Annotated in this window: 21 protein-coding genes; 7 read left to right on the plus strand and 14 right to left on the minus strand. The window is 70.3% G+C overall.

Annotated features, from left to right (window positions below; genetic code table 11):
• Nucleotides 1-2: 2 nt before the first annotated feature.
• Nucleotides 3-1,322 carry a pentapeptide repeat-containing protein gene (locus BMY97_RS33100; protein WP_177231654.1) on the minus strand — a complete coding sequence of 440 codons (1,320 nt, stop codon included), beginning with the start codon at nt 1,320-1,322 and terminating at the stop codon, nt 3-5.
• A gap of 62 nt (nt 1,323-1,384) precedes the next feature.
• Here BMY97_RS33100 and BMY97_RS33105 point away from each other — a divergent pair, with 62 nt between their 5' ends.
• Nucleotides 1,385-1,948, plus strand: a complete 564-nt coding sequence (locus BMY97_RS33105; RefSeq protein WP_091624723.1) for a peroxidase-related enzyme — start codon at nt 1,385-1,387, stop codon at nt 1,946-1,948.
• Nucleotide 1,949: 1 nt separating this feature from the next.
• Here BMY97_RS33105 and BMY97_RS33110 read toward each other — a convergent pair whose 3' ends face one another.
• The 4 genes from BMY97_RS33110 to BMY97_RS33120 form a co-directional block, all read right to left on the minus strand.
• Complete coding sequence (locus BMY97_RS33110; RefSeq protein WP_091624726.1) at nt 1,950-2,237, minus strand: hypothetical protein; 288 nt, start codon at nt 2,235-2,237, stop codon at nt 1,950-1,952.
• Entirely contained in the window at nt 2,238-3,167 is a 930-nt protein-coding gene (locus tag BMY97_RS33115; protein ID WP_091624729.1) for a bifunctional helix-turn-helix transcriptional regulator/GNAT family N-acetyltransferase, read from the minus strand.
• A gap of 245 nt (nt 3,168-3,412) precedes the next feature.
• A complete protein-coding gene (locus tag BMY97_RS47325) occupies nt 3,413-3,562 on the minus strand; it encodes a hypothetical protein (RefSeq protein ID WP_177231655.1) in 150 nt (49 codons plus the stop codon).
• 326 nt (nt 3,563-3,888) lie between these two features.
• Nucleotides 3,889-5,079: an ATP-binding protein gene (locus BMY97_RS33120; RefSeq protein ID WP_091624732.1), complete on the minus strand. Its 1,191-nt coding sequence runs from the start codon at nt 5,077-5,079 to the stop codon at nt 3,889-3,891.
• A gap of 295 nt (nt 5,080-5,374) precedes the next feature.
• Between BMY97_RS33120 and BMY97_RS33125 the strand changes: the two genes are divergently transcribed.
• Nucleotides 5,375-5,914, plus strand: coding sequence for a DoxX family membrane protein (locus tag BMY97_RS33125; RefSeq protein ID WP_091624736.1), 540 nt, complete (start codon nt 5,375-5,377; stop codon nt 5,912-5,914).
• 50 nt (nt 5,915-5,964) lie between these two features.
• On the opposite strand, the gene BMY97_RS33130 is transcribed toward BMY97_RS33125, so the two are convergent.
• Complete coding sequence (locus BMY97_RS33130; RefSeq protein ID WP_091624896.1) at nt 5,965-7,254, minus strand: acetyl-CoA C-acetyltransferase; 1,290 nt, start codon at nt 7,252-7,254, stop codon at nt 5,965-5,967.
• Nucleotides 7,255-7,349: 95 nt separating this feature from the next.
• On the opposite strand from BMY97_RS33130, the gene BMY97_RS33135 reads away from it, so the two are divergent.
• Both BMY97_RS33135 and BMY97_RS33140 read left to right on the plus strand, forming a co-directional pair.
• Nucleotides 7,350-8,684 carry a 3-oxoacyl-ACP reductase gene (locus BMY97_RS33135; protein WP_091624738.1) on the plus strand — a complete coding sequence of 445 codons (1,335 nt, stop codon included), beginning with the start codon at nt 7,350-7,352 and terminating at the stop codon, nt 8,682-8,684.
• 3 nt (nt 8,685-8,687) lie between these two features.
• On the plus strand, nt 8,688-9,524 hold the full coding sequence (locus BMY97_RS33140) for a MaoC family dehydratase (RefSeq protein WP_091624741.1): 837 nt from the start codon (nt 8,688-8,690) through the stop codon (nt 9,522-9,524).
• On the opposite strand, the gene BMY97_RS33145 is transcribed toward BMY97_RS33140, so the two are convergent.
• Nucleotides 9,513-10,190 carry a TetR/AcrR family transcriptional regulator gene (locus tag BMY97_RS33145; protein ID WP_091624743.1) on the minus strand — a complete coding sequence of 226 codons (678 nt, stop codon included), beginning with the start codon at nt 10,188-10,190 and terminating at the stop codon, nt 9,513-9,515. The two genes, BMY97_RS33140 and BMY97_RS33145, sit on opposite strands and share 12 nt — an antisense overlap.
• Before the next feature lie 116 nt (nt 10,191-10,306).
• Here BMY97_RS33145 and BMY97_RS33150 point away from each other — a divergent pair, with 116 nt between their 5' ends.
• From BMY97_RS33150 to BMY97_RS33160, 3 genes are read left to right on the plus strand one after another with little or no spacing between them, the layout of a single operon-like run.
• A complete protein-coding gene (locus BMY97_RS33150; RefSeq protein ID WP_091624746.1) occupies nt 10,307-10,951 on the plus strand; it encodes an SCP2 sterol-binding domain-containing protein in 645 nt (214 codons plus the stop codon).
• 28 nt (nt 10,952-10,979) lie between these two features.
• Nucleotides 10,980-11,585, plus strand: a complete 606-nt coding sequence (locus tag BMY97_RS33155; RefSeq protein WP_091624899.1) for an SCP2 sterol-binding domain-containing protein — start codon at nt 10,980-10,982, stop codon at nt 11,583-11,585.
• Between the two features lie 48 nt (nt 11,586-11,633).
• On the plus strand, nt 11,634-12,782 hold the full coding sequence (locus BMY97_RS33160; RefSeq protein ID WP_091624748.1) for a YDG/SRA domain-containing protein: 1,149 nt from the start codon (nt 11,634-11,636) through the stop codon (nt 12,780-12,782).
• A 5-nt stretch (nt 12,783-12,787) separates the two neighbouring features.
• On the opposite strand, the gene BMY97_RS33165 is transcribed toward BMY97_RS33160, so the two are convergent.
• The 7 genes from BMY97_RS33165 to BMY97_RS33195 all read right to left on the minus strand — a co-directional run bounded on the left by BMY97_RS33165 (nt 12,788) and on the right by BMY97_RS33195 (nt 22,503).
• Nucleotides 12,788-13,258, minus strand: a complete 471-nt coding sequence (locus BMY97_RS33165) for an FxsA family protein (RefSeq protein WP_091624751.1) — start codon at nt 13,256-13,258, stop codon at nt 12,788-12,790.
• Nucleotides 13,259-13,812: 554 nt separating this feature from the next.
• A complete protein-coding gene (locus BMY97_RS33170; protein WP_091624753.1) occupies nt 13,813-14,313 on the minus strand; it encodes a P-loop NTPase family protein in 501 nt (166 codons plus the stop codon).
• Between the two features lie 13 nt (nt 14,314-14,326).
• Nucleotides 14,327-15,517: a hypothetical protein gene (locus BMY97_RS33175; protein ID WP_091624756.1), complete on the minus strand. Its 1,191-nt coding sequence runs from the start codon at nt 15,515-15,517 to the stop codon at nt 14,327-14,329.
• A 94-nt stretch (nt 15,518-15,611) separates the two neighbouring features.
• The gene (locus BMY97_RS33180; protein WP_245787622.1) at nt 15,612-16,196 is read right to left on the minus strand and encodes an ABC transporter ATP-binding protein; all 585 of its coding nucleotides are present in this window, start codon (nt 16,194-16,196) and stop codon (nt 15,612-15,614) included.
• Nucleotides 16,197-16,204: 8 nt separating this feature from the next.
• Nucleotides 16,205-18,163 carry an ABC transporter ATP-binding protein gene (locus BMY97_RS33185; RefSeq protein WP_177231656.1) on the minus strand — a complete coding sequence of 653 codons (1,959 nt, stop codon included), beginning with the start codon at nt 18,161-18,163 and terminating at the stop codon, nt 16,205-16,207.
• Complete coding sequence (locus tag BMY97_RS33190) at nt 18,160-18,726, minus strand: TetR/AcrR family transcriptional regulator (protein WP_091624759.1); 567 nt, start codon at nt 18,724-18,726, stop codon at nt 18,160-18,162. The genes BMY97_RS33185 and BMY97_RS33190 overlap by 4 nt, the downstream gene beginning before the upstream one ends.
• Nucleotides 18,727-18,804: 78 nt before the next feature.
• On the minus strand, nt 18,805-22,503 hold the full coding sequence (locus BMY97_RS33195) for a Pls/PosA family non-ribosomal peptide synthetase (RefSeq protein ID WP_245787623.1): 3,699 nt from the start codon (nt 22,501-22,503) through the stop codon (nt 18,805-18,807).
• Between the last annotated feature and the right edge of the window lie 164 nt (nt 22,504-22,667).

The following is a 22,667-nucleotide window of genomic DNA, read 5'->3' on the forward strand; positions in this document are numbered from 1 at the left end:
CCTCACGGGTGCGCGCCCGGCGCCGGGGTCTCCTGGACCAGCCGGGCCCACGGCGCCGAGGCGTCGAGCCCGGGCGCGGCCCAACCGGGCGGCCAGGAACAGACCACCGGGCCCTCCCGATCCGCGCGGACCTTCGCCCGGCCGAGGTCGGGCGGCCCGGCGAAGGTCGCTTCGTCGAAGACGACGTCTCCGCAGAACTCGGCGCGCGTGAAGTTGGCGTGGACCGCGAAGCGGGTACGGCGGAACCCCGCGTAACCCGCGAAGGAAGCCGCCTCGAACTCGGCGAGCTGCGCGAAGGCCACGCGGTTGAACGTCGTGTAGTCCCCGAACCTCGTGCTCACGAAGCTGCCGATCCCGCCGAACTCGGCGCGCCGGAAGATCGCTCCCCGTTCGAATTCGGTGGCCGAGAAGGAGGTTTCGCCGGCGAAGACGGCATCCTCGAACTCGGCGTCGTCCGCGAAGACCGCGTAGCCGAATCTGGCCGGCCCGTCGAACCGGGCCCCGTCGAAACCGGCGGTCCAGGAGAACTCGGCGGCGCCGAAGTCCGCTTCACCGGTGACCTGCGTGTCCAGGAAAGACGCGCGCCCGGTGAGTTGCGCCGATCGCAGGCGGATCGTCCGGAGCCGGCACCCGCTCAGGTCGACGTCGACCAGCTCCGCGCCGGTGAGGTCCAGGTCGATGTCCGGCCAGAAGGCGCTGACCGGGTCCGGGCCGGGACCGGGGCGCGTGTGGTGCTCGAGAAGCCGTTGCGCGGTAAGGCGAACTTCGCTTTCCTGCGGCCACTCCCCCTCCGGCGGCATCCGCAGGTACGCGCAGATCACGTTGACGATCGTCTGCCGCAGCCGCGGATCGTCGCTGTCCTGGCCGAGCCGTTCCAGCGCGTACAGCCCGCCGAGCCGGACCGGGGCTTTGTCCGAACCGAGCTGGTCCACCCCCTTGCCGTACAGCTCGGTGATCCGCCGGGCCGTCGCGTCCTCGTGCGCGTCGGCGGCGAGGCGCAGCTGGTGGGCGTGGTTCTCCGCGGCCACCTTCTCCGTATGGGCGGCGGCGCGTTCCGCGAGCTGGTGCGCCTCGTACTTCTGCAGCAGGTCCAGCTTCGTCGACCGCTGTTTGCGCACCGCCAGCCACAGCGCGACCGCGCCGCCGAGGCCGACGCCGAGGGTGCCGCCGGTGCGGATGGCGTCGAGCTGGTCGCCGCCGAGGGCGAACGCGAGCAGCAGCCAGGTCACCGCCACCGCGACGAGCACCATCACCGGCAGCCCGACCGAGATCACCCAGCGCGGGATGGGTCGCAGAATCGGGCGCGGCTCGTCAGCGGTCACCCGACCACTTTGGCTCATCGAGGCCCGGCCCGGGGCCGGAACGCACGGGTTAGCGTGGAGCCATGAGCGATGCGGTGAGCCGGTTCCCGGTGACGGAACTCGAAGACCTGCCAGCAGACCTGCGCGAGCGAGTGGGCGCCATCGCGGAGAAGTCCGGGTTCACGCCCAACATCTTCCGCGCGCTGGGCCACCGCCCGGCCGAGCTGAGGGCGTTCCTCGACTATCACGACGCGCTTATGGAACGCGAGGGCGGACTCACCAAGGCCGAGCGCGAGCTGGTGGTCGTCGCGACGTCCGGCGCCAACCACTGCACCTACTGCGTTGTCGCGCACGGGGCGATCCTGCGGATCCGGGCGAAGGACCCCGAGCTGGCCGACCGGGTTTCGAGCAACCCGTGGCAGGTCGAGCTGGACGAGCGTGGCCGCGCGATCGTCGACCTCGCGCGGGATTCCGCGCTGTTCGGCGAGCCCGACCTCGAGGCGGCGCGCGACGCGGGGCTCACCGAGGACGAGATTTGGGACGTCGGCGCCATCACCGCGCTGTTCGCGATGTCCAACCGGCTCGCGCACCTGACCGCGCTCAAGCCGAACGCCGAGTTCTACCTGATGGGCCGGCAGAAGCGGTAGCTCAGAACCGGTAGAACGGCCCGGGCAGGTCGCGGCTCAGCTCGAACCGGCCGCGCAGCCATCCGCGCAGCCGGGCCACCGGCTTCGTCCACACGCGCGGCGCCGGGCCGAAGTACCGCGGGTCCTCGTGCGGGGTGAACGCGTCGCCGGTCAGCACGACGACGTCGTGGCCCTGCGGGCACCGGCCGGACACGGAGATCATGCCGCGGGTCAGGTTCTCCACCCAGTCGACCTCGTCGACGCCCAGCAGCGTGCGGCGTTCGCAGACGGCGCAGTACACAACGAACATCTACAACTCCAGCCGCCAGGTCTGACTCGTCACGGTCGGCCCGAAGCCGTCCGTCGGCTCCTCGCCGACCAGCTCGAACCCCGCCCGCTGGTAGATGCCGCGGGCGGCGTCGAGCACGGACACCGTCCACAGCTCCATGGCCGCGTAGCCGTGCGCGCGGGCGAATTCGATGCACTCGCGCACCAGCCGCTTCCCGACGCCGCGGCCGCGGGCGGCCGGCTCCAGCAGGAGGAGCCGCAGCTTGGCGGTCCGCTCGTCGGGGCCGGGCATGCAGAAGATGCTGCCGACGCGTTCGCCGTCCAGCTCGGCGATCCAGCCGGCTTGGCGCGGGTTGCCGCGGCCTTCGGCGAAATCGGCGACGACGCGGGCGACCAGGGTCTCGAAGCGCTCGTCCCAGCCGTACTCGTGCGCGTACAGGGTGCCGTGCCGGTGCACGACCCAGCCAAGGTCACCCGGACGGAGGGCGCGTAGCACGATCGTGTGGTCTTGCTCCCGCTCGTCGACCAGTGCCGTGATGGTCTTCATCGCGCCGAGCAGCCGGCGCTGGTCCTCGTCCGGGAACCGTTCGAGCAGGCCGCCGATCTGCTGCGTCGACCGGTCGTTGAGATCGGCGAACGCGGCCCGCCCTTCGTCGGTGAGGAAGACGAGCTGGCGACGGGCGTCGGTGCCGCTCCGCTCGCGCACGAGCAGGCCGCGGCCTTCGAGCCGGGCGAGCAGGCGGCTGGCGTAACCGGCGTCGAGATCGAGGCGTTTACGCAGGTCGCTGACGTGAAGCTGGTCCTGTTGGGCCAGTTCGAACAGCACCCGGGCTTCACTCAGCGAGTACTCGGCGTCGGCCGGTCCTTCGTCGAGGATGCCGATCACGCCGGTGTAGAGCCGGTTGAACGCGCGGACGGTGGCGACGCGGTCGGTCAGGCGCGAGTTGTTCATTGACCACCTCAACAGATTCGTTGACTAGGTCAAGGATCGCGCGATAGGCCATCTGCCGCAAGGGTTTTCGAGGAGCGGGCAAAGGGGCCCGGACATGTGGAAACCCCGTGATGCTGCCAGGTCGGGGGTCCGCCAGCATCACGGGGTCGTAGTGGGTATCGGCGCTACTCAGCGCGGCGTTACACCCACAGCACTCTGTGGTGTAGCTCACTCGTGTGAGTGACACACCAACTGGGTGTGCTCGGTCAGCGCATGAACGGCTGACGAGCCTGGGCGAGGGCGATGAGCTCCTGGCGCACCGTGGAGGTGGCCGCGGTGTCGATCGCCCGGTTCAGCGCCCGGCGAGTACGAACCTCGGCGCGACGGGCACGGAGCTTGGCGGCGATGTTGCTCATTGGTTTCTGCATCCCCTTAAGAGGTCTTCGGTTGTTGTGCCTTAAGTATGCACCTTTTTTCACAAGATCGCCAACGAATCCACGGTGATGCGGCGCACTGACCGATGAATCAACGGTGGCGAATGGGTGACGGCCGGACAGATTCCGTGTCGCCGATCACTCGTGGCTAACGCGCTAGCGCCATCTAAAGCTATCTAGCAAAATCAATACACAGTTCTAGGCGACGTCATAGAGCGGTAGCGAGTTCTAGAGGGCAATGCGCGGTAGCGAGTTCTAGAGGGCAATGCGCGGTAGCGAGTCCTATCGAGGGCCCTGCGGCCGAGTGCTCAGTCGCGCCCGAGCAGGTAGTGGCCGAAGTGCGGCACGGTGAAGGCGATCTGGCCGCGCTCCGCGGAGAAGACCAGGCCCTTCTTCATCAGGTTGTCGCGCGCCGGCGACAGCGAGGAGGGCTTGCGCCCCAGGTAAACGGCCACGTCGGCGGTGCCGGCGGGCTCGTCGCGGCCCTGCGTCAGCTCGGCCATCGCGATCAGGTACTCGCGTTCGGCGGGGGTCGCGCGCTCGTACCGCGAGCCGAAGAACCCCACGGCCAGCTCGGCCTCCGCTTCGGGCGCGGCGACCTGCACGTCCTTGACCGTGATCGGGTCGGCGGGCGCGGCGTCCCAGGCGGCCTTGCCGTAGGCCTGGATGAAGTAGGGGTAACCGCCCGACGCGTCGAACAGCGCGTCGAGGGCTTCCGGCTCGATGCCGGCGTCTTCGCGTTCGATCGGCGCCATCACGGCGAGGTCGGCGTCCTCGCGCTCGAGCCGGTCGATCCGGGCGTAGCGGAAGAGCCGCTCGGAGTACGACTTGGACGCGGACAGCACCGCCGGCACGTGCGGCAGCCCCGCCCCGACGACCACCAGCGGCGCCCCGGACTGCGAAAGCTCGTGGCACGCCGCGCACAGCGCTGAGACGTCGTCCGGCTGCAGGTCCTGGATCTCGTCGATCAGCAGCGCCACGCCGGTCCCGACGTCCGCCGCCAGGTCCGCGACGTCGGTGAACAGCTCGACCAGGTCGATCTCGATGTCGCCGGAGTCCGCGCGGCCCTGCGCGGCGGGCGCGTCGATGCCGGGCTGCCAGCGGTCGCGCAGCTTGGCGTCCGACTTGTTGGCCCGCAGCGCGAACGCCTTGAGCACCCCGAGCACTTCTTCCACCCGGTCCGGCGCGCGGTGCCGCACGGCGAGGTCCCGGATGGCCCGGTGCAGCGCGGCGGACAGCGGCCGCCGCAGCTCGGCGTCCGGGCGTGCCTCGATCTTCCCGGCGCCCCACCCGTGCCGGACGGCCATCGACCGCAGCTCCCCGAGCAGCACCGTCTTGCCGACGCCCCGCAGCCCGGTCAGCACCAGGCTGCGCTCGGGACGGCCGCGGGCGACCCGCTCCAGCACCACCTCGAAGGCCTTGAGCTCGCGCTCCCGCCCCGCCAGCTCCGGCGGCCGCTGTCCGGCGCCGGGGGCGAAGGGATTGCGGATGGGGTCCACTCTGCCACCGTATCGACGTATCTAGGGCAGGTCCGATATTCGGCCATACATCGCTAGGGCGTGTCGCCGGGCACGAGGGATGGCCGGGTCTGCAGCCCCGTCCATCCCTACCCCCAGCGACCACTCCGACGGACGCTCGGCCGTCCGGGTTCCCGCCTACCGTCATCTGAGGGAATCTAGGAAAAACGCGATACTCACGTATGCGCCGCTAGCGCGGTTCGGCGCCGGGCCCGCGGGGAAACCCAGGCGTAGGTTTGACCGGCAGACAGCCGACATCCCAGGAAAGGCGACGACCGTGATACTGCGTCGGGTGGCCCGTCCACTGCTCGCGTCGATCTTCATCTACGGCGGTATCGGCATGCTCCGCGACACCCAGGGGCACGCGAAGGCGGTCGAACCCTTCCTGACTGACGCGTTCGACAAGGTCGAGGGCCTGGTGCCGGACCAGGTGCCGCGCGACCCGGCGACTCTCGTCCGCATCGACGCGGTCGTGAAGATCGGCGCGGGCCTCGCGCTGGCGTCGGGCAAGGCGCCGCGGCTCGCGTCGCTGGCGCTGCTCGGCACGCTGCTGCCGACCACGCTGGCCGCGCACCGGTTCTGGGAGAGCAAGGAGCCCGCCGAAAAGCAGGCGCAGCAGGTGCAGTTCCTCAAGAACGCGGGCCTCGCCGGCGGGCTGCTGCTCGCCGCCGGCGACACCGCGGGCAGGCCGTCGCTGGGCTGGCGCGCCCGCCGTGCCGCCAAGAAGGCTGGCCAGGGCGCGGACAAGCTGGGCAAGAAGGCGAGCAAGCGCGCCGACAAGCTGAGCAAGAAGGCCGAGAAGGCCATCACCCACTGACTCGCGAAAACGGGCCGCACCCCGGCGTGGGATGCGGCCCGTTTTCCGCTCTACTTCTCCAGGATCGCGGTGACGCCCTGGCCGCCGGCCGCGCAGATCGAGATCAGCCCGCGGCCCGAGCCCTTCTCGTCCAGCAGCTTCGCCAGCGTGGCGACGATCCGGCCGCCGGTCGCGGCGAACGGGTGCCCCGCGGCCAGCGACGAGCCGTTGACGTTCAGCTTGGTCCGGTCGATCGAGCCGAGCGGCTCGTCCAGGCCGAGCTTCTCCTTGGCGAACGCCGGGTCCTCCCACGCCTTGAGCGTGGCGAGCACCTGCGATGCGAACGCCTCGTGGATCTCGTAGAAGTCGAAGTCCTGCAACGAAAGTCCCGCTCGCGCGAGCATCCGCGGCACGGCGTACGCGGGGGCCATCAGCAGTCCCTCGTCGCCGTGGACGTAGTCGACGGCCGCGGTCTGCGTGAACGTCAGGTACGCCTGCACCGGCAGCTTGTGCGCCTTCGCCCACTCTTCGGTCGCGAGGAGGACGGTCGACGCGCCGTCGGTGAGCGGTGTCGAGTTGCCCGCCGTCATCGTGCCGCCCGGGCCGCCGTACACCGGCTTGAGCTTCGCCAGCTTCTCGACGCTGGACTCCGGTCGCAGGTTCTGGTCACGGGAGAGCTTGAGGAACGGCGTCACCAGGTCGTCGAAGAAGCCCCGGTCGTAGGCCGCGGCGAGGTGCTGGTGGCTGGCCGCCGCGAGCTCGTCCTGCGCCTCGCGCGTGACCTCCCAGACCTTCGCGGTCAGCGCCGCGTGCTCGCCCATCGATAGGCCGGTGCGCGGCTCGGCGTTGCGCGGGATCTCCGGCACGATGTGGCCCGGCCGCAGCTTCGCGACGAGCTTCAGCCGGTCGCCGAGCGTTTTCGCGGCGTTGAACTGCACGAGGACCTTGCGCAGGTCGTCGTTGACGGCCAGCGGCGCGTCGCTGGTGGTGTCGACGCCGCCGGCGATCGCCGAGTCGATCTCACCGAGCGCGATCTTGTGCGCCACGGTGATCACGGCCTGCAGGCCGGTGCCGCACGCCATCTGCACGTCGGACGCGGGCGTGGCGGGCGAGAGGCGGCTGCCCAGCACGCTCTCGCGCGCCAGGTTGAAGTCCTTCGAGTGCTTGAGCACGGCCCCGGCGGCGACCTCGCCGATCAGCTCGCCCTGCAGCGAGAAGCGGCTGACCAGGCCGTCGAGCGCGGCGGTGAACATGTCCTGGTTCGACGCCTTCGCGTACGGGCCGTTCGACCTCGCGAAGGGAATCCGGTTCCCGCCGACGATCGCGACCCTGCGCACCGCGGCGGTTTTTCTGGTCGCCATGACGTCCACCTCTCTCAAGTCGTCCCTCTCACACTGTAACCTACTAGCCAGTAGGTTAGACTGCGACGTGACGCAGACGGCACGGGAGGCATCCGATGGCTGACAGGTACCAGCAGTTCACGAAAACCCCGGTGGGGAAGTTCGTGGTGCCGAAGCTCGGCCTGCCCAGCCCCGCCACCCTCCGCCGGTACCGGCCGGGTCAGCCTGCCCTCGAGGGTCCCGCACTCGTCGGCGCGGCGCCGGGCGGAAGGCTGGAGAAAACCCTCAAGAGCCAGCTCGCCGACGCCGGCATCGAGGTGGTCACCGCGCCCGCCGAGCGGCACGCGGCGCTGGTCTTCGACGCCACCGGCGTCAAGGACCCAGCCGAGCTTCGCGAGGTTTACCGCTTCTTCCACCCGGTGATCCGCAAGGTCGGCGCGTCCGGCCGAGTGGTGGTGCTCGGCACCCCGCCGGAGCTGGCCGAGGGCCGGGAGCGGATCGCGCAACGGGCGTTGGAAGGCTTCGTGCGCTCGGTCGGCAAGGAGCTGAAGCGCGGCGCGACGGCGCAGCTCGTGTACGTCGCCGAAGGTGCCGAAGAAGCGAGCGAGTCGACGCTGCGCTTCCTGCTGTCCGCGAAGTCCGCTTTTGTTGACGCGCAAGTGATCCGCGTCGGCACGCACGCGCTGGCCGCCGAAGCGCCGTCGAACTGGGAGAAGCCGCTCGACGGCAAGGTCGCGCTGGTCACGGGCGCCTCCCGCGGCATCGGCGAGGCGATCGCCGAGACACTGGCCCGCGACGGCGCGCACGTCGTCGCCCTCGACATCCCGGCACAGGGCGCGGACCTGTCCAAGGTCGCGAACCGGATCGGCGGCTCGGCCCTGCAGCTCGACGTCACCGCGGCCGACGCGCCGGCCAAGCTCGCCGAGTACCTGTCGGCCCGGCACGGCGGCGTCGACGTGGTTGTGCACAACGCCGGCATCACGCGCGACAAGACGCTCGGCAACATGACCGAATCGGGCTGGGACGCGGTGCTCACCGTGAACCTCGCCGCGCAGCTCGCGGTCAACGACAAGCTGCTCGCGGACAAGGTCCTCAATGCCAACGGGCGAATCATCGGCGTCTCGTCCATCGCGGGCATCGCCGGCAACGTCGGCCAGACGAACTACGCGACGTCGAAGGCGGGTGTGATCGGCATGGTGAACGTCGGCGCGCCGCAGCTCGCGGAGTACGGCGGCACGATCAACGCCGTCGCGCCGGGCTTCATCGAGACCAAGATGACGGCCGCGGTGCCGCTGTTCATCCGCGAAGCCGGGCGGCGGCTGTCCAGCCTCGGCCAGGGCGGGCTGCCGGTGGACGTCGCGGAAACCATTGCCTGGTATGCGAATCCGGCGTCGGCGGCGGTCAACGGCAACGTGGTCCGCGTCTGCGGTCAAGCCCTGCTGGGGGCGTGAACCGTGGCCGTGCGTGAACTCAGCGGCTCGCCCAGCCTGGCGACGCTGTATCCGAAGGCGCTGCTTCGCCGCGGCGGCGGTTCGACGCTGCCGGACCTCGAGCTGGTGCGTTCCGGCGTGGTCGTCGACCCGGCGCACGTGGCCGCGTACAACCAGGTCTGCGGCTTCCGTTTCGGCGACGAGCTGCCGGCGACGTACCCGCACCTGCTCGCGTTTCCATTGCAGATGGCGCTGATGACCGAGCCGGGGTTCCCGTTCCCGCTGCTCGGCATGGTGCACGTGGCCAACCGGATCACGCAGCGTCGCCCGTTGCGGCTGGGCGAGGTGTTCACGGTGCGGGTGCGCGCGGAAAACCTGCGGCCGCACGAGAAGGGGCGCCAGTTCGACGTCGTCAGCGAGGTTTCGGCCGGCGCCGAGACGGTGTGGACGGACGTGTCGACTTATCTGCGCCGGGGTGGTGGTTCGGGCCCGTCGGGGCCGCGTGAGCAGCTCGCGCCGCCGACGCCGAACGCGATCTGGGCGGTGCCGGGTGACATCGGCCGTCGCTACGCCGAGGTCTCCGGCGACCGGAACCCGATCCACCTGCACCCGCTGAGCGCGCGCCTGTTCGGCTTCCCCGCGGCGATCGCCCACGGCATGTGGACGAAGGCGCACGCGCTGGCGGCGTTCGAGGGGCGGCTGCCGTCGGCGTTCACCATCGATGTGCGGTTCAAGCAGCCCGTGCTGCTGCCCGCGAAGGCGGCCTTCACCACCTGGGCGACCGAAGACGGCTGGGCGTTCGAGCTGTGGAACGCGCGCAAGCCCAAGCCGCACCTCGACGGGACGATTTCAGCCCTCTGACGCGGTTTCGCCGGGCCGCGGCTTCCAGACCTCACCCTCGACGAGGTCGTTGAAGCCGAGCCAGACGAGGTTCATCAGCCAGGACGCGAGCACCCCGTCGGAGATCTCGGGGTGGTCGAGCGCCCAGTCGGCGAGCGATTCCGCGGCGCCGACCAGCGCGGCGGACAGTCCGGCGCCGGAGAACTCGGCCTGCTGGGCCAGGCCCTTGCGGGTGCCGGCGGAGACGACCAGCGCGGCGACCAGCTCGATCGCGCGGGTGCGCATGGCGGTGATCTCGGCGGCGAACGCGCCGCCGACCGTCAGCGCTTGGCGGTGCAGCACCGTCCACGATTCGCGGTACTCGGCGACGAAGCGGTAGAACGACCGAAGCCCGTGCCAGAGCTGCATGTCGGGCGGCAGGTCGGGCTGGACGCCGGCTTGGATGGCCTCGAGCAGCCGGGTCGCCTCGCGCTGGATGCTCTTGCCAAACAGGTCCTCCTTGGAGCCGAGGTAGGTGTAGATCATCGGCTTGGAGACGCCGGCGACCTCGGAGATCTCGTCCATCGACGCCGAGTGGTAGCCGTGGCGCGAAAACACCTGCACCGCGGCGTCCAGGATCTGCCGCTCGCGCACGGCGCGCGGTAGCCGCCGGGCCCGCTCGGGCGGGCGCTGCTCTTCGTCGGGCACTCCGACCTCCCTTTCGCCAGCACGAGACGCTACCTGCCACCGTGGTCGGCGCGTTCTTGCCCGCTTACCTACTCACGGGTAGCCTTACGCTGTAGCCGAGGGGAAAGGGGTGGCGCATGGCCGAGGACACCGATCTGGCGAACCTGCGTGGCACGGCGCTGCTCGACGCGCTGGACCGCGTCGACGGGCTGGGCCCGGAGGCCGGCGCGCTGGACGTCAACGAGCTGGCCGACGCCGTCGACCCCCGTGAGCTGGGAAAAGACGACTTCCGCCGGCTGCTGGCGACGTTGATCCGCCTCGCGGAAACGGCACCGGCGTTCTCCCTGGCGAAGGTGGACCCGACGCGCTTCGCAAACCTCGTGGCGCGCGCTTCGCGGGCCCAGCTGGAGGCCGTCGTCGGCGAGCGCGTGCTGTGCGAGCGGGTGCTGGACGAGATCTTCGCGCGCATGGGTGCGCACATCCGGGTGGACCGTGCGCGGTCGTTGCACGCGGTGGTGCACTGGCGCCTGTCCGGCGGCGTGGGCGACGGCGGTTACGACCGCTACGAGACGGTGATCTCGCGTGGCGCCTGCACGGTTTCACGGGAGATGAAGGAGAAGCCGCGCGTCACGATCACAGTGGCGCCGACGGACTTCTTCCGCATCATCACCCACCAGGCCACGCCCGCGGTCTTGTTCGTCACCGGGAAAATCAAGGTGAAAGGCGATCTCGCATTCGCGGCGGGCCTGATCGGCTATTTCGACCTTCCCAAACCGGCTTGAGCCGTTACACTCGATTTCCGTGTCCCGTATTCGCTGGCGACGGTTCTCCCGTCCGCACGCTTCGCCGGCCTCAGACCACGCGGTCAACGGTTTCGCGCGGAAGCTGGAGCTGGCGAAGCTGACCCCGGCACAGTTCGTGCAGGTCCTGGAAACCTTGCACATGCTGGGAAACGCGGGCGCCGGCATCGAACTGAGCGCCCTGTCCACCCAGGTCCTGGTCGACATCGTCGGCCACTCCTCCCGCGACCAACTCAAAGCGATCGCCGATCATCCGGAACTGCGCGCAGTATTCCTCGACGAGATCTTCCGCCGAATGTCGGAGCACTTCCTCCCGGCCCGCGCCCGCTACGTCAACGTCGTCGTTTCCTGGCGCTTTCCCGGCGGCGAATCGGAAGACGGCTACGACCGCTTCCAGACTGTAATCGAAGACGGCCTATGCGTTTCCAGCACCGACCTCTCCCGCACCCCGGACACCACGATCACCCTCTCAGCCGACGACTTCATCCGCATGGCCACCGGCAACGCCACCGTCGCAACGATGTTCGTCACTGGCCGCGTGAAGGTAAAGGGCGAGTACGCCCCGGCGGTCCGGCTGTCCAGCTACTTCAACATCCCTAAGCCGAGCGACGGGTAGTCTCGCGATCTCGCTGAAACTGTCGGTGTCACCCCATACAGTGAGTCCATGGGCCTTGGTGACATCGACCGCAAACACGTAGAGGCGGCGATCGACGAGTATGACCACCTCCGCAAGGGCAAGTTCTTCGACAAGCACAACATCCGAGCTGCGGAGCGCTTCTACGTCATGCAGGAGGACTGGGCGTACGAGGTCGAGGCCCTGCTGGGCATGTCTAACGCGACAGATATGAAGGCCGCAACTGCTCGCCTAGTTGACTTGGGTTTTGAAGTCCAGGACCGCGACTTGATTCCGCGCTTCGGGCCGATTCCCGGCATAGATGAGGGGCGCGCCTTCATCGATCGCAGGTCGGCCGCGGGACGGCAGGTGCATCGGGCGCTGCAGGCGGGCATCGTCGGTACCGCGAAAACAGGTGCCGAATCCATCGTCGTTTCGGGTGGTTACGACGAGGATCGCGACGAGGGGGACTTCATCCTCTACACCGGGCATGGCGGGCGGGACTCAGATACCGGGAAGCAGGTGGATGATCAGACGTTCGCTGCCCCCGGCAATGCCGCGCTGAAGGTAAGCATGGCCGAGGGCGATCTTGTTCGAGTGATCCGGGGAGCTCACCGAGGTTCGAAGCATGGTCCCGCTGAGGGTCTTCGATACGACGGTCTCTTCCGAGTCGAGTCCGCCTCCTACGGGCGCACCAGCGACGGCAAGTATCGGATCTGCCAGTTCGGGATGGTGAAGGTTGAGCTTCCGGGGCTTGACGTAGTACTCAACGCCAAGGATGTCAAGGTATCTGTTGAGGTTGCGCACTCTGACAAGCCCCTGGGCAATCTAGTGCCGGGACGCCGCGGAGCGTGGCGTCAGCGGATCGTGCGGAGCACCGCTGTGACTAAGAAGATCAAGAATATCCACGATGATCGATGTCAGATCTGTGGAGATCATCTGGTCGCCGGCGACGTGAGCTACTCGGAAGGCGCCCACATTCAGGGTCTCGGGAAGCCTCATGAGGGCCCGGATATCGAGAGCAACGTCCTCTGTCTTTGCCCCAGCTGCCATGTCCGGTTTGACCTTGGCGCGATAGTCATTCACGACGATCACTCGTTGTGGCTCAATGGTGTGCGCTACGGCGAACTACGCACTCATCCAAGCCACCACGTGGACCACAAGTATTTGGCCTGGCATCGAGCGGCGTACGAGAATTAGGCGTCCTAGCCCTCGATGATTCGTCCCTCGATCACCGGGTGCGGCTTCTCCGAGGGGCGCGGCTCAGGTTCCACGATCTCGCTGTCCACGACCATCACGGGGCCGCGGGCGCGGTTGGCGTAGCGGACGGCGCGCTTCTCCGCGCGGCGCAGCCACAGGCGGCGCGCCACGGCGCGGGACGGGGGCAGCATCAGGAGCAGGCCCACCACGTCGCTGACGAAGCCCGGGATCATGATCAACACGCCGCCCAGGGCGATGAGCATGCCGTCGGTCAGTTCTTTCTCCGGGTTGCGGCCGGATTGGGCCGTGGAGACGAACGCGCGCATCGCCTTGCCGCCCTCGCGGCGGGCCAGCCAGGAGCCGACGAAGGCGCCCACCAGCAGCAAGGCGATCGTGCCGAGCACACCGACGGCCGAGCCCACCGCCCAGATCGCGGCGAACTCGGCGATGACGTAGAGCAGGAACACGACAGCCATATCGAGTGAACGAACGAGCTGCCCGATTTGCTCCCGGGACCCGGGGATCTCGGCGTTCGGGGCCGCGAATTCGCAGGGACGGGCGGCCAAGACGACCAGGTCACATCGATTCCAGGGGCGCGGGAGCAGGCTTTGGGCAACGCGACCAGGTCACGCCGACTTCAAGTGAGTGGCGCGGGAGTTGGCCCGGGCGGCAGTTGCTGATGGGGACATATCGACCTCGGGAACGGCGCTCGGGTTGGCTCGGGTGGCGGCTGCTGCCGGGCGCATCGACCTTGGTGAGCGGCGCACGGGGGCAGCTGCTGCCGCGGCGCATCGGACTCGGTGAACGGTGCTCGGGTGGCGGCTGCCGAGGGGGCGCATCGGCCTAGGCGAGTGACCGACGGGGTGGCGCGGGACCGCGCCGGCTCAGGATGGCGCATCGGCCTCGGCGAGTGGCCGAGGGGGCGCGGGAGGGACACATCGGCCTCGGGCGAGCGGCCCACCGGTCGGCGCGGGCGACGCCGGCCGACGTGAGTACGTCAGCGAGCGGGGTTGCACCCGCAGACCCGAGGTCACACCGACCGCAAGAACGCCTCCACCTCGCGAGACGAACTCAGCAGCACCTGTCGCGCGGTCGGCGCCTCCGCTGCGATGCGGCTCAACAGTCGTGAACGGTGTGAGGTCCGCCAGGTCCAGATCCAGCGGATGAACTCGAGGTCCACCTTCGAGAGGCAGCCCGGCGCCTGGGTGTCCTGGCCGCGTTCGCGCAGCGTGCGGAGCAGCACGCGGCGCAGGCTCGTCCATCGCGAGACGTCGAGGAATACCACGGTGTCGGCCAGAGGGAAACGGATGTCCATAGTGCCGCTGTAGTTCCCGTCGATCACCCAGCCGTTCGTCTGCACGGCGGCTGCCTGGGCCGCGCGGAAATCCGACAGCGGCGCCTCCACCCAGTCCGGACGCCAGTACAGGTGGTCGAGATGGGTGACGGGGACGTTCAGCCGCGCGGCCAGTCGCCGGGCGAGGGTTGACTTGCCGCTGCCCGAACAGCCGAAGACCAGGACCCGCCGCAGCACGGGACAAGCGTAGTCAGCCGGGCAGGAAACTCGCTGCGATCAGGCCGACTAGCAGCACATCCGGGCCGCGGACGAGCTGGCGGGCGAGGCCCATCGGGACCAGCACGCCTTCGTACAGCACCAAGCCGAGCGAGCCGAAATCCAGCGCGCCACGCGTGACCGTCCGGACAACAGCCACCGCCGCCAGCAGCGCGGCCACCACGGCCCCGACGGTCATCGGCACGCGGAGGAGCGCGACGAAAGCCGTCCACACCACCGCGAGCACGGCCAGCACGACCACGGTGGTGGCCTTCAGCCGCAGGTCGGACGCGTCGAACCAACGGCGCAGGCCCGGCACGCGATAAACCTGCGCGACCGGCGCGGCGAACGGCAGCAGCGCCAGGTAACCGCCCATCCCGACCAGCCAGACGGACGTCACCGCGGGAAAAGTCACGTGCGCGGCGGCCACGGCCAGCGCCAGGAACAACGGCAGTCCGAGCTGGTGCCGGCGCGCGAGCACCCCCGTGACCAGGTAACGCGTGACGACGAACCGGCCGTCGAGCGCGGTCCGCCAGCGGACCGGGCGCCCGGCCGGCAGCAGCGCCCAGACGTCCAAAAACGCCGCCGACGTGCGTCGCACCATCCGCTCGGCGAAGTGGTGGACAAGTGAACGGCGGCCCGCCGTGCGCGCCAGCGGGGTCGACCAACCCAGCGCGACGGCCGCCGAAGCGGCCACCAAAGCGAGCGTCCACAAAGGAATGAACGGCAGCACGCCGAGCACTGGCACCAACGGCAACACGGCCTCGCCCCACACCCGCGCGCGGCGCGCCAAGGCCAGGGCGAGCCCGGCGACGCCGACGAACAGCCCCAGCGCGCCGCCGAGGTCCGCCGGGAAACCGATCAGCACACCGGCCATCGCGAACGCGTACCCGGCCGCGGCGAAGCGCGCGGCCCAGTCGACCAGCAGCCGCCGGGTGAGGGTGCGCGGGCGCGAGCCGTCGAAGTCCGACCAGGTCAGCGCGGCGGGATCGGCCCACAGGTGGCCGCGGCGCGTGGTCGCCCGCCAGGCCATCGCAAGCCCGACGCACAACACGGCGACGCCGCCCTGCACCCCGACCGGGGCGTCGCCGATCAGCTGCGAGCGGACCAGCGCGGTGTTGTAGAACGGTGATCCGAGCGCTCCGCCGAGTACGACCAGCGCGAGGATCAGGTCGGCCCGTTTCATGGTTGCACCGCGTAGCCTGCGACATAGCCCACCGGCGCCGGCCCACAGAACGGCGACCCGAGCAGAACCAGCGCGAGGACCAGGTCAGCCCGTTTCACAGCTCCACCAAGTAATCCGCGACCTCGTCCACCAGCGCCGCGTGGTGGCTCGCCGCAACGACCGCGGCCCCGCCGGCCTTGGCCGCGTCCACCAGCTCGGTCAGCCAAGCGCGCCCGGCGGTGTCCAGCGCGCGCTCGGGTTCGTCCAGCAGCAGGACCTCGTACGGCCGCGCCGTAGCCGCGAGCAGCAGCAGCCGGCGGCGCTGGCCCGCAGACAGATCAGCGGCCGGGACGTCGGCCCGGTCGTCCAGACCCGTCGCCGGTGGGATGCCGAACGAGCGTGCCAGCAGGTCCAGGTGCTGGCGCGGGGTCAGCTCGTCGAACAGTGCCGAGTCGTCCATCAGCACCGAGACCCGGCGGCGGAACGACGCCGTGCGCTCGTCCGGCGGCATCCCGCACACCAGCACTGTCCCCGACGTCGGCTGTTGCGTGCCGTAGAGGCACCGCAGCAATGTCGACTTACCGACCCCGTTCGCCCCCGTGACGACCACGCACTCACCCGCGTCGACCGCCAGGTCCAGGTCGCTGAACAGCTCCGTCTCCCCGACGCTGACGCCGAGCCCCCTCGTTTCGATCAGCACATCAGAGACTAACCCGGCAGCTCGTCGAGGTAGGCCTGCGCCTGCAAGGTGAACAGCTCCGCGTAGCCGGCGCCCGCGGCCATCAGCTCCTCGTGCGTGCCGTACTCCGCCACTTTCCCGTGGTCCAGCAGGAGAATCCGCTCGGCCTGGCGGACCGTGCTGAAACGGTGCGAGATGTACAGCGTGGTGCGGCCCTCGGCGAGCGAGCGCAGGCGGGCGAACAGGTCGTGCTCGGCCTGGGCGTCGAGTGCGGACGTCGGCTCGTCCAGGATCAGGATCGGGGCCTCTCGCTGGAAGGCGCGGGCCAGTGCGATCTTCTGCCACTCGCCGCCGGAGAGGGAGACGCCCTGGTCGAACCAGCGGCCGAGTGGGCTGTCGTAACCGGACGGCAGGCGTTCGATGCGCTCGTCGGCGCCGGCGCGGCGGGCGGAGTCCTCGATGTGCGGACGGTCCTCCAGCCGGGTCAGGTCGCCGAGGCCGATGTTCTCCGCCGCGGTGCCCTGGTACGTCACGTAGTCCTGGAACATCGCGCTGATCCGGGTGCGCAGCTCGTCCGGGTCGTACTCGCGGATGTCGACGCCGTCGAGCAGGATGCGCCCGCCGGTCGGGTCGTAGAGCCGGCACAGCAGCTTGAACAGGGTGGACTTGCCCGCGCCGTTCCGGCCCACCACGGCGATCGTCTCGCCGGGCCGGATCTCGAACGTGACGCCGGTCAACGCGGCCTCGTCGGCGCCGGGGTAGCTGAAGCTCACCGACTCGAACCGGATGTGTCCCTCCACAGTGGACGGCATCGGCCGCGGCGACGGCGGGGCCACGATCTCCGGCTCGGTGTCCAGGAACCGGTACAGCGTGTCCAGGTACAGGTTGTTCTCGTACATCCCGGAGAACGCCGTGAACAGCCCGGAAACCGAACTCTGCACGGATGTCGCGGCCGCCGTGTACAGCGCCAGGTCGCCCAGCGTCAGCTGCCCGCCGACGGCCTCCAGCGCGATGTACAGCGCGATCGCCGAGCCGACGAGGGTGCTCAACAGGCCCCAGGACGTCGAGCTGATGTTGCGGTTGATCGTCAGCTTCCGCTGCCGCTCGTACGACACCACGCCGAGCCGCCGGAACCGGTCCACGAAGTACGGCCCCAGCCCGAAGAGCTTGGTCTCCTTGGCATACGTGTCCGTGGTGACCAGCGAGGACAGGTAGTCCATCCGGCGTTTGATCGGCGACATCAGGAACGTCAACCAAAACGCGCGCGACCCGTACTTCGACTGCGAGATGAACGCGGGCACCGGCGCGAGCAGTGCGACCAGCGCGAGCAGCGGGCTGATCGAGACGAGCAGCGCGATCATGCTGCCGAACGTGATCGCCGTGCGCCCCAGCCCGAGCGCGGAGTTCATCATCGACAACGGCCGCGTCGGCGCCTCTTGGGTGGCCTGGCGCAGCATGTCGTACGACGTCGAGCCCTCGAAATACGCCAGGTGCAGTTCGCTGGAGTGCGCCATCACCTGGTGGCGGATGGTCAGCGCCATCCGCTCCTGCAGCAGTGACTGCGCGATGGTGGTGAACGCGCTGCTGATCGCCGTCGCGGCCAGCACGCCGAACTGGAACAGCGTGATCCGCACGATGTCGCCCGTGCCGCCGCGATGCTGGATCGCCGCGACGACCGAGTCCAGCAGCAGTTTCGCGATGTACGCGGTGGCCGTCGGCAGCAGGCCGGAGACCACCGTGACCAGCGTCAGCACGATCGTCAGCGGCGGGCTGGCCTGCCAGGTCAGCCGGGTCACCTTCGGCAGCCCGCGTACGGTCCCGGCCACCGAGACCTTCATGCGGGCGAAGCGGGACTTCAGGTCTTTCGGCTGCTCCGGCTGTTTCGGCTCCGGGATGTCGACCGGGCCGGTCAGACCGCTGTCCGGCACCGTCGACGGTGGGCGGCGCCGGCCCCGGCGGCCGACGAACACTCCGCCTCCTGGGATCACGCGGACACCGCGCCGTGGAGGAAGAGGTCGATCGTTTCGGCCGGCGACGGCCCGTCCGGCATCGGCCGGGACATCGAGAACAGCATGGAGAGGAACAGCGACGCGGTCTTGTCCAGCGGCAGTCGCAGTTTCGCGGCGTCGGGCTCGAACAGGCCCTCGATGGCCACCCGCATGGCGTCCACGGACTCGCGCCGGCTGTCCCCGCCCTTGGCCGCTTGGCTACGCAGGTGCTCGGGCCGCGCGCGTCCCTTGTGGACCGACGCCATCACCGCGCCGATCCGCTGCAAGTGCGCGGTGAGGGCCTCGACCGCCTCCAGCAGCCGTTTCTCCAGCGGCAGCTCCCCGGGGATCTCGCCGATGATCTCCAGCGATTCCCCGGGGTCGAGCGCGGCGACCACGCACGCGTCGATCAGCTCGTCCTTGTCCTTGAAGGCCCGGAAGATCGTGCCCTCACCGATGCCGGCCGCCCGTGCGATCTGGCTGGTCGTCACGGCGGCCCCGTGCTCGACGACCAGCGGCAGCACGGCGCGCACGATCATCTGCCGCCGGTCCTCCGGCGCCATGCCCGGCGCGCGGCGCTTGGCTTCTACGGGTGTCATGCGATCCAAGGTACGGAGTGAGTGCTCACTCCGTCAACTGGATTACGCGGGGGCGACCGGGTTGCCCTCGAACCGGCGCTGGGCCGGGACCGTCTCGCCGCGCATGACCAGGGAGTTCGCCCCGATCGAGCAGTCGTGCCCGAGGTGGGTGTCGAACAGGGCCACCGTGTGCGGCCCGAGGGTGGCGCCCGCGTCCAGCCGCACCGGGCCGAGCCGCAGGATCCGGTCCTGGAACAGGTGGGTCTGCACGACACAGCCGCGGTTGACCACCACCCCGTCGCCGGCGCTGACCAGGTCCGGCTCCGGCAGCCACTTCGTCTCGACGATGACGCCGCGGCCGATCTTCGCGCCGTGCGCCCGCAGGACCGCGCTGAACACCGGCGTGCCGAGCACCGCCGGCCCGAGCCAGCGCATCACCAGCTCCTCGTGGTAGACGGCCACCAGCTCGTTACGCCACACGAAACCGCTCCACAGCGGGTGCTCGGACGCGCGGACCCGCCGGTTGAACAGCCATTTCGCGGCCAGCGCCAGCCCCGTCGCCACCACACCGGCGCCGAGCAGGATGGGGCCGGAAAGCGCGAACGCCAGCGGGATCCCGAGCCCGGTCGAGACGGCTTCGATCAGCACGAACACCGCGTAACCGAGCATCGCGCCGAGCGCGGTCGGCACCAGCCGGGTCAGCTCGACGAGCGCTCGTCGCAAGACCAGGTGCCAAGACGGCGCGTACGTCCGGGCCGAGTCGGTCACGGTGGCACGGCGCGGGATGGCCATCGCCGGGCGGCCCAGCCACGACGTGCCGGGCTCACCCGTCGCCGGGGCGTGCGAGAGGACGCCGATCAGCGAGCCGGAGTGGACCGTGCGCCCGGGTGCGACCTCGGCGGAGTTGCCGATGAAGGCCTGGTCGTCCACCGTGGCCCGGCCGATCTCGACGCGGCCGCCGCGCAGCCGGTACGGCGCGAGCACCGAGTCGTCGGCCAGGAAGCTCCCGGCGCCCACGGACATCATCTGCGGCAGACCGACCACAGTGGACGCTTCGGTGCGGCGCCCGATCGACGCGCCCAGCAGCCGCAGCCACAGGCCCGTCACGAGGCTCGCGTACAGCGGGAAAGCGCTGTTCCTGGCGCTGGTCACCAGTCGCTGCACCAGCCAGGCGGCCCAGCCGGCGCGGCTGTGCACCGGGTGCGAGCCGGGCCGGAGCCCGCGACCGGCCAGCCGGACCAGCGCGGCGGTGAGGCCGGCGTTGAGCAGCAGGGTCACCACACCGAGCGGCGGCACGAGCCAGACCAGGCTGGACAGCGTGTCCCCGGTGGTGAGGCCGAGCCAGGTGTACACGGCGGCCGCGGGCAGCACGGCGATCAGCATGATCAGGCCGGACAGCACCGGGGTGAGCGCGTACGCCAGCCGCCAGCGGCTTCTGACCGGCGGTCGCTCGCCCGAAACGGCCGCACTGGGCACGGTTTCGCGGACGAAGGTCCCCGGCGGTACCACGGCGCCGTCGCCGACCACGCTGCCCGGCATCAGCGTCGAGCGGCTGCCCACGGAGGCGTCCGCGCCGACGTCGACGGTGCCGATGTGCAGCGTGTTCCCGTCCAGCCACCAGCCCGCGACGTCGGCCTCGGGCTCGACGGCACATCGGTCGCCGAAGCGCCCGAGCCCGGTGACCGGCGGCAGGGCGTGCAGGTCGACGTCGCGGCCGACGCTGTTGCCCAGCAGCCGCGCGTAACGCAGGTTCCAGGTTGTGCCCGGCAGTCCGGCGACACCGACCACGGCGGCGAGCCGCTCGGCCGTCCACAGTCGCATGTGGACGGACCCGCCCTTGCGGTACGCGCCGGGGCGCAGCCGGCGGAGCAGCAGCCGGGCGCCGAGTCCGGCGACGAGCACCCGGCCGGGCGAGGAGAACGCCAGCAGCAGGCCGCCCGCGATGGCGATCCAGCCGGCGAGCGGGACGGTCGCGTCGCCGGTCAGCGAGTCGAAGACGGCGGCGCCGGCGAGCACCGCGAGGGTCCACCGCATGCCGGGAATCCATTGCAGCAGCACGTAAAGCAGGGTTTGCAGGGTGCCCGATCGCCGGGACAGCGGGCGTACCGGCTCGATCACCTCGACCGCCGCGCTGCCCGCGCCGACCAGGTGCTCGGTCAGGTCCAGCAGCCCCGGGTGCTGGTAGAGATCGGTGATCGACGCGTCCGGGAAACGTGGGCGCAGCGCGGAAATCAGCTGCGCCGCGGCGAGGCTCGTGCCACCGTCGGCGAAGAAGTCCGAACCCGGCGCCGGGGTGACACCGAACAGCTCGGCCCAGCGTTGCGCGATCCACGCGAGGTCCGCGCGCAGTGGCTCGGGCACTTCGGCGTGCTCGGACGACGAGGGCGAGGCGGGCAGTGGCCACGGCAGCGCCTTGCGGTCCACCTTGCCGGCCGCGCTGAGCGGGAAATCCGGGAGGACGGCCAGCGTCGGCACGAGTCCGTGCGGCAGCCGTTTCGCCAGCTGGGCGCGCGCGGCCTCGGCGTCGAACGGGCCGTCCACCAGCAGGTATCCGACGAGCACCAGCCCGCCCCGGACCGCCGCCGCGGCCGCGGTCACGCCGGGCAGCGCCAGCAGCGCCGCCTCCACCTCGCCCAGCTCGATGCGCCGGCCGCCGATCTTCACCTGGTCGTCGGCGCGGCCGAGGAACACCAGGCCGGCCGGATCGGCCCGGACCAGGTCACCGCTGCGGTAACCCCGGTCCCAGCCCAGCCGCGGCATCGGCGGGTACGCGCGGGCGTCCTTGTCCGGATCGAGGTACCGCGCCAGGCCGACGCCGCCGATCATCAGCTCGCCGGTCGCCCCCTGCGGGACCGGCGCGCCTTCGGGGTCGACCACGGCGACCCGCCAGCCCGGCAGCGGCACCCCGATCCGTACCGGCTCCCCGGCGCGCAGCCGCGTCGCCGTGGAGACGACAGTGGCCTCCGTCGGGCCGTAGGTGTTCCACACTTCGCGCCGGCCGTCGTCGAGCCGGTCCACCAGTTCCGCCGGGCAGCCCTCACCGCCGAAGACCAGCAGCCGCACGCCGTCGAGCAGCTCGGGCGGCCAGAGCATGGCGAGTGACGGGACCGTCGAGACCACCGTGACCCGGCGTCGTGCCAGCCACGGCCCGAGGTCCGGGCCCGCGCGCACCACCGACCTCGGCGCGGGCACCAGGCAGGCACCGTGGCGCCAGGCCAGCCACATCTCCTCGCACGAAGCGTCGAAGCCGACCGAGAGCCCGGCCAGCACGCGGTCGGCCGGGCAGATCGGGCGCTCACGCAGGAACAGCGTCGCCTCCGCGTCCACAAACGCCGCGGCCGAACGGTGCGTCACCGCGACGCCCTTCGGCGTGCCGCTGGAGCCGGACGTGAAGATCACCCACGCGTCGTCGGACGGGCTCAGCCGGCGCCGGGCGCCCTCGGCGAGCGCGAGGTCCGGGCGCATCCGCAGGTCCGGGCGGAGCACGGCGCAGACACGTGCCTCGGAAAAGACCAGTTCGGCGCGTTCGGCCGGCTCGTCGAAGTCCGCCGGCACGTACGCCGCTCCGGCGGCCAGCACGGCCAGGATGCCCGCGTACAGATCGGCGGTGCCGGACGGGATCGCGATCCCCACCCGGTCCCCGGGGCCGATGCCGTGCGCGCGCAGCTTGCGGGCGGTCCGTTCGACGCGGTCGGCGAGCGCGCGGTAGCTGAACCGGGTGGCGCCGTCGTCGAGTGCGGTCGCGTGCGGATATCGGTCCACGGTCCGGGCGAAGATGTCTACCAGCGTGCGAGGCGGCGGCGGTGGTTCGGGAACGTGAGCTACCTGGGGAGCGGGCGCGGAATGGAGGGAGCGGCTCATGTCGGAAACTCCTGCACAGCTTGAGTAACTGCTGACAAACCCACGGTAAGATCGTTTTCTGGGCC

The organism is Amycolatopsis saalfeldensis, from assembly GCF_900110575.1.
Classification (GTDB): domain Bacteria; phylum Actinomycetota; class Actinomycetes; order Mycobacteriales; family Pseudonocardiaceae; genus Amycolatopsis; species Amycolatopsis saalfeldensis.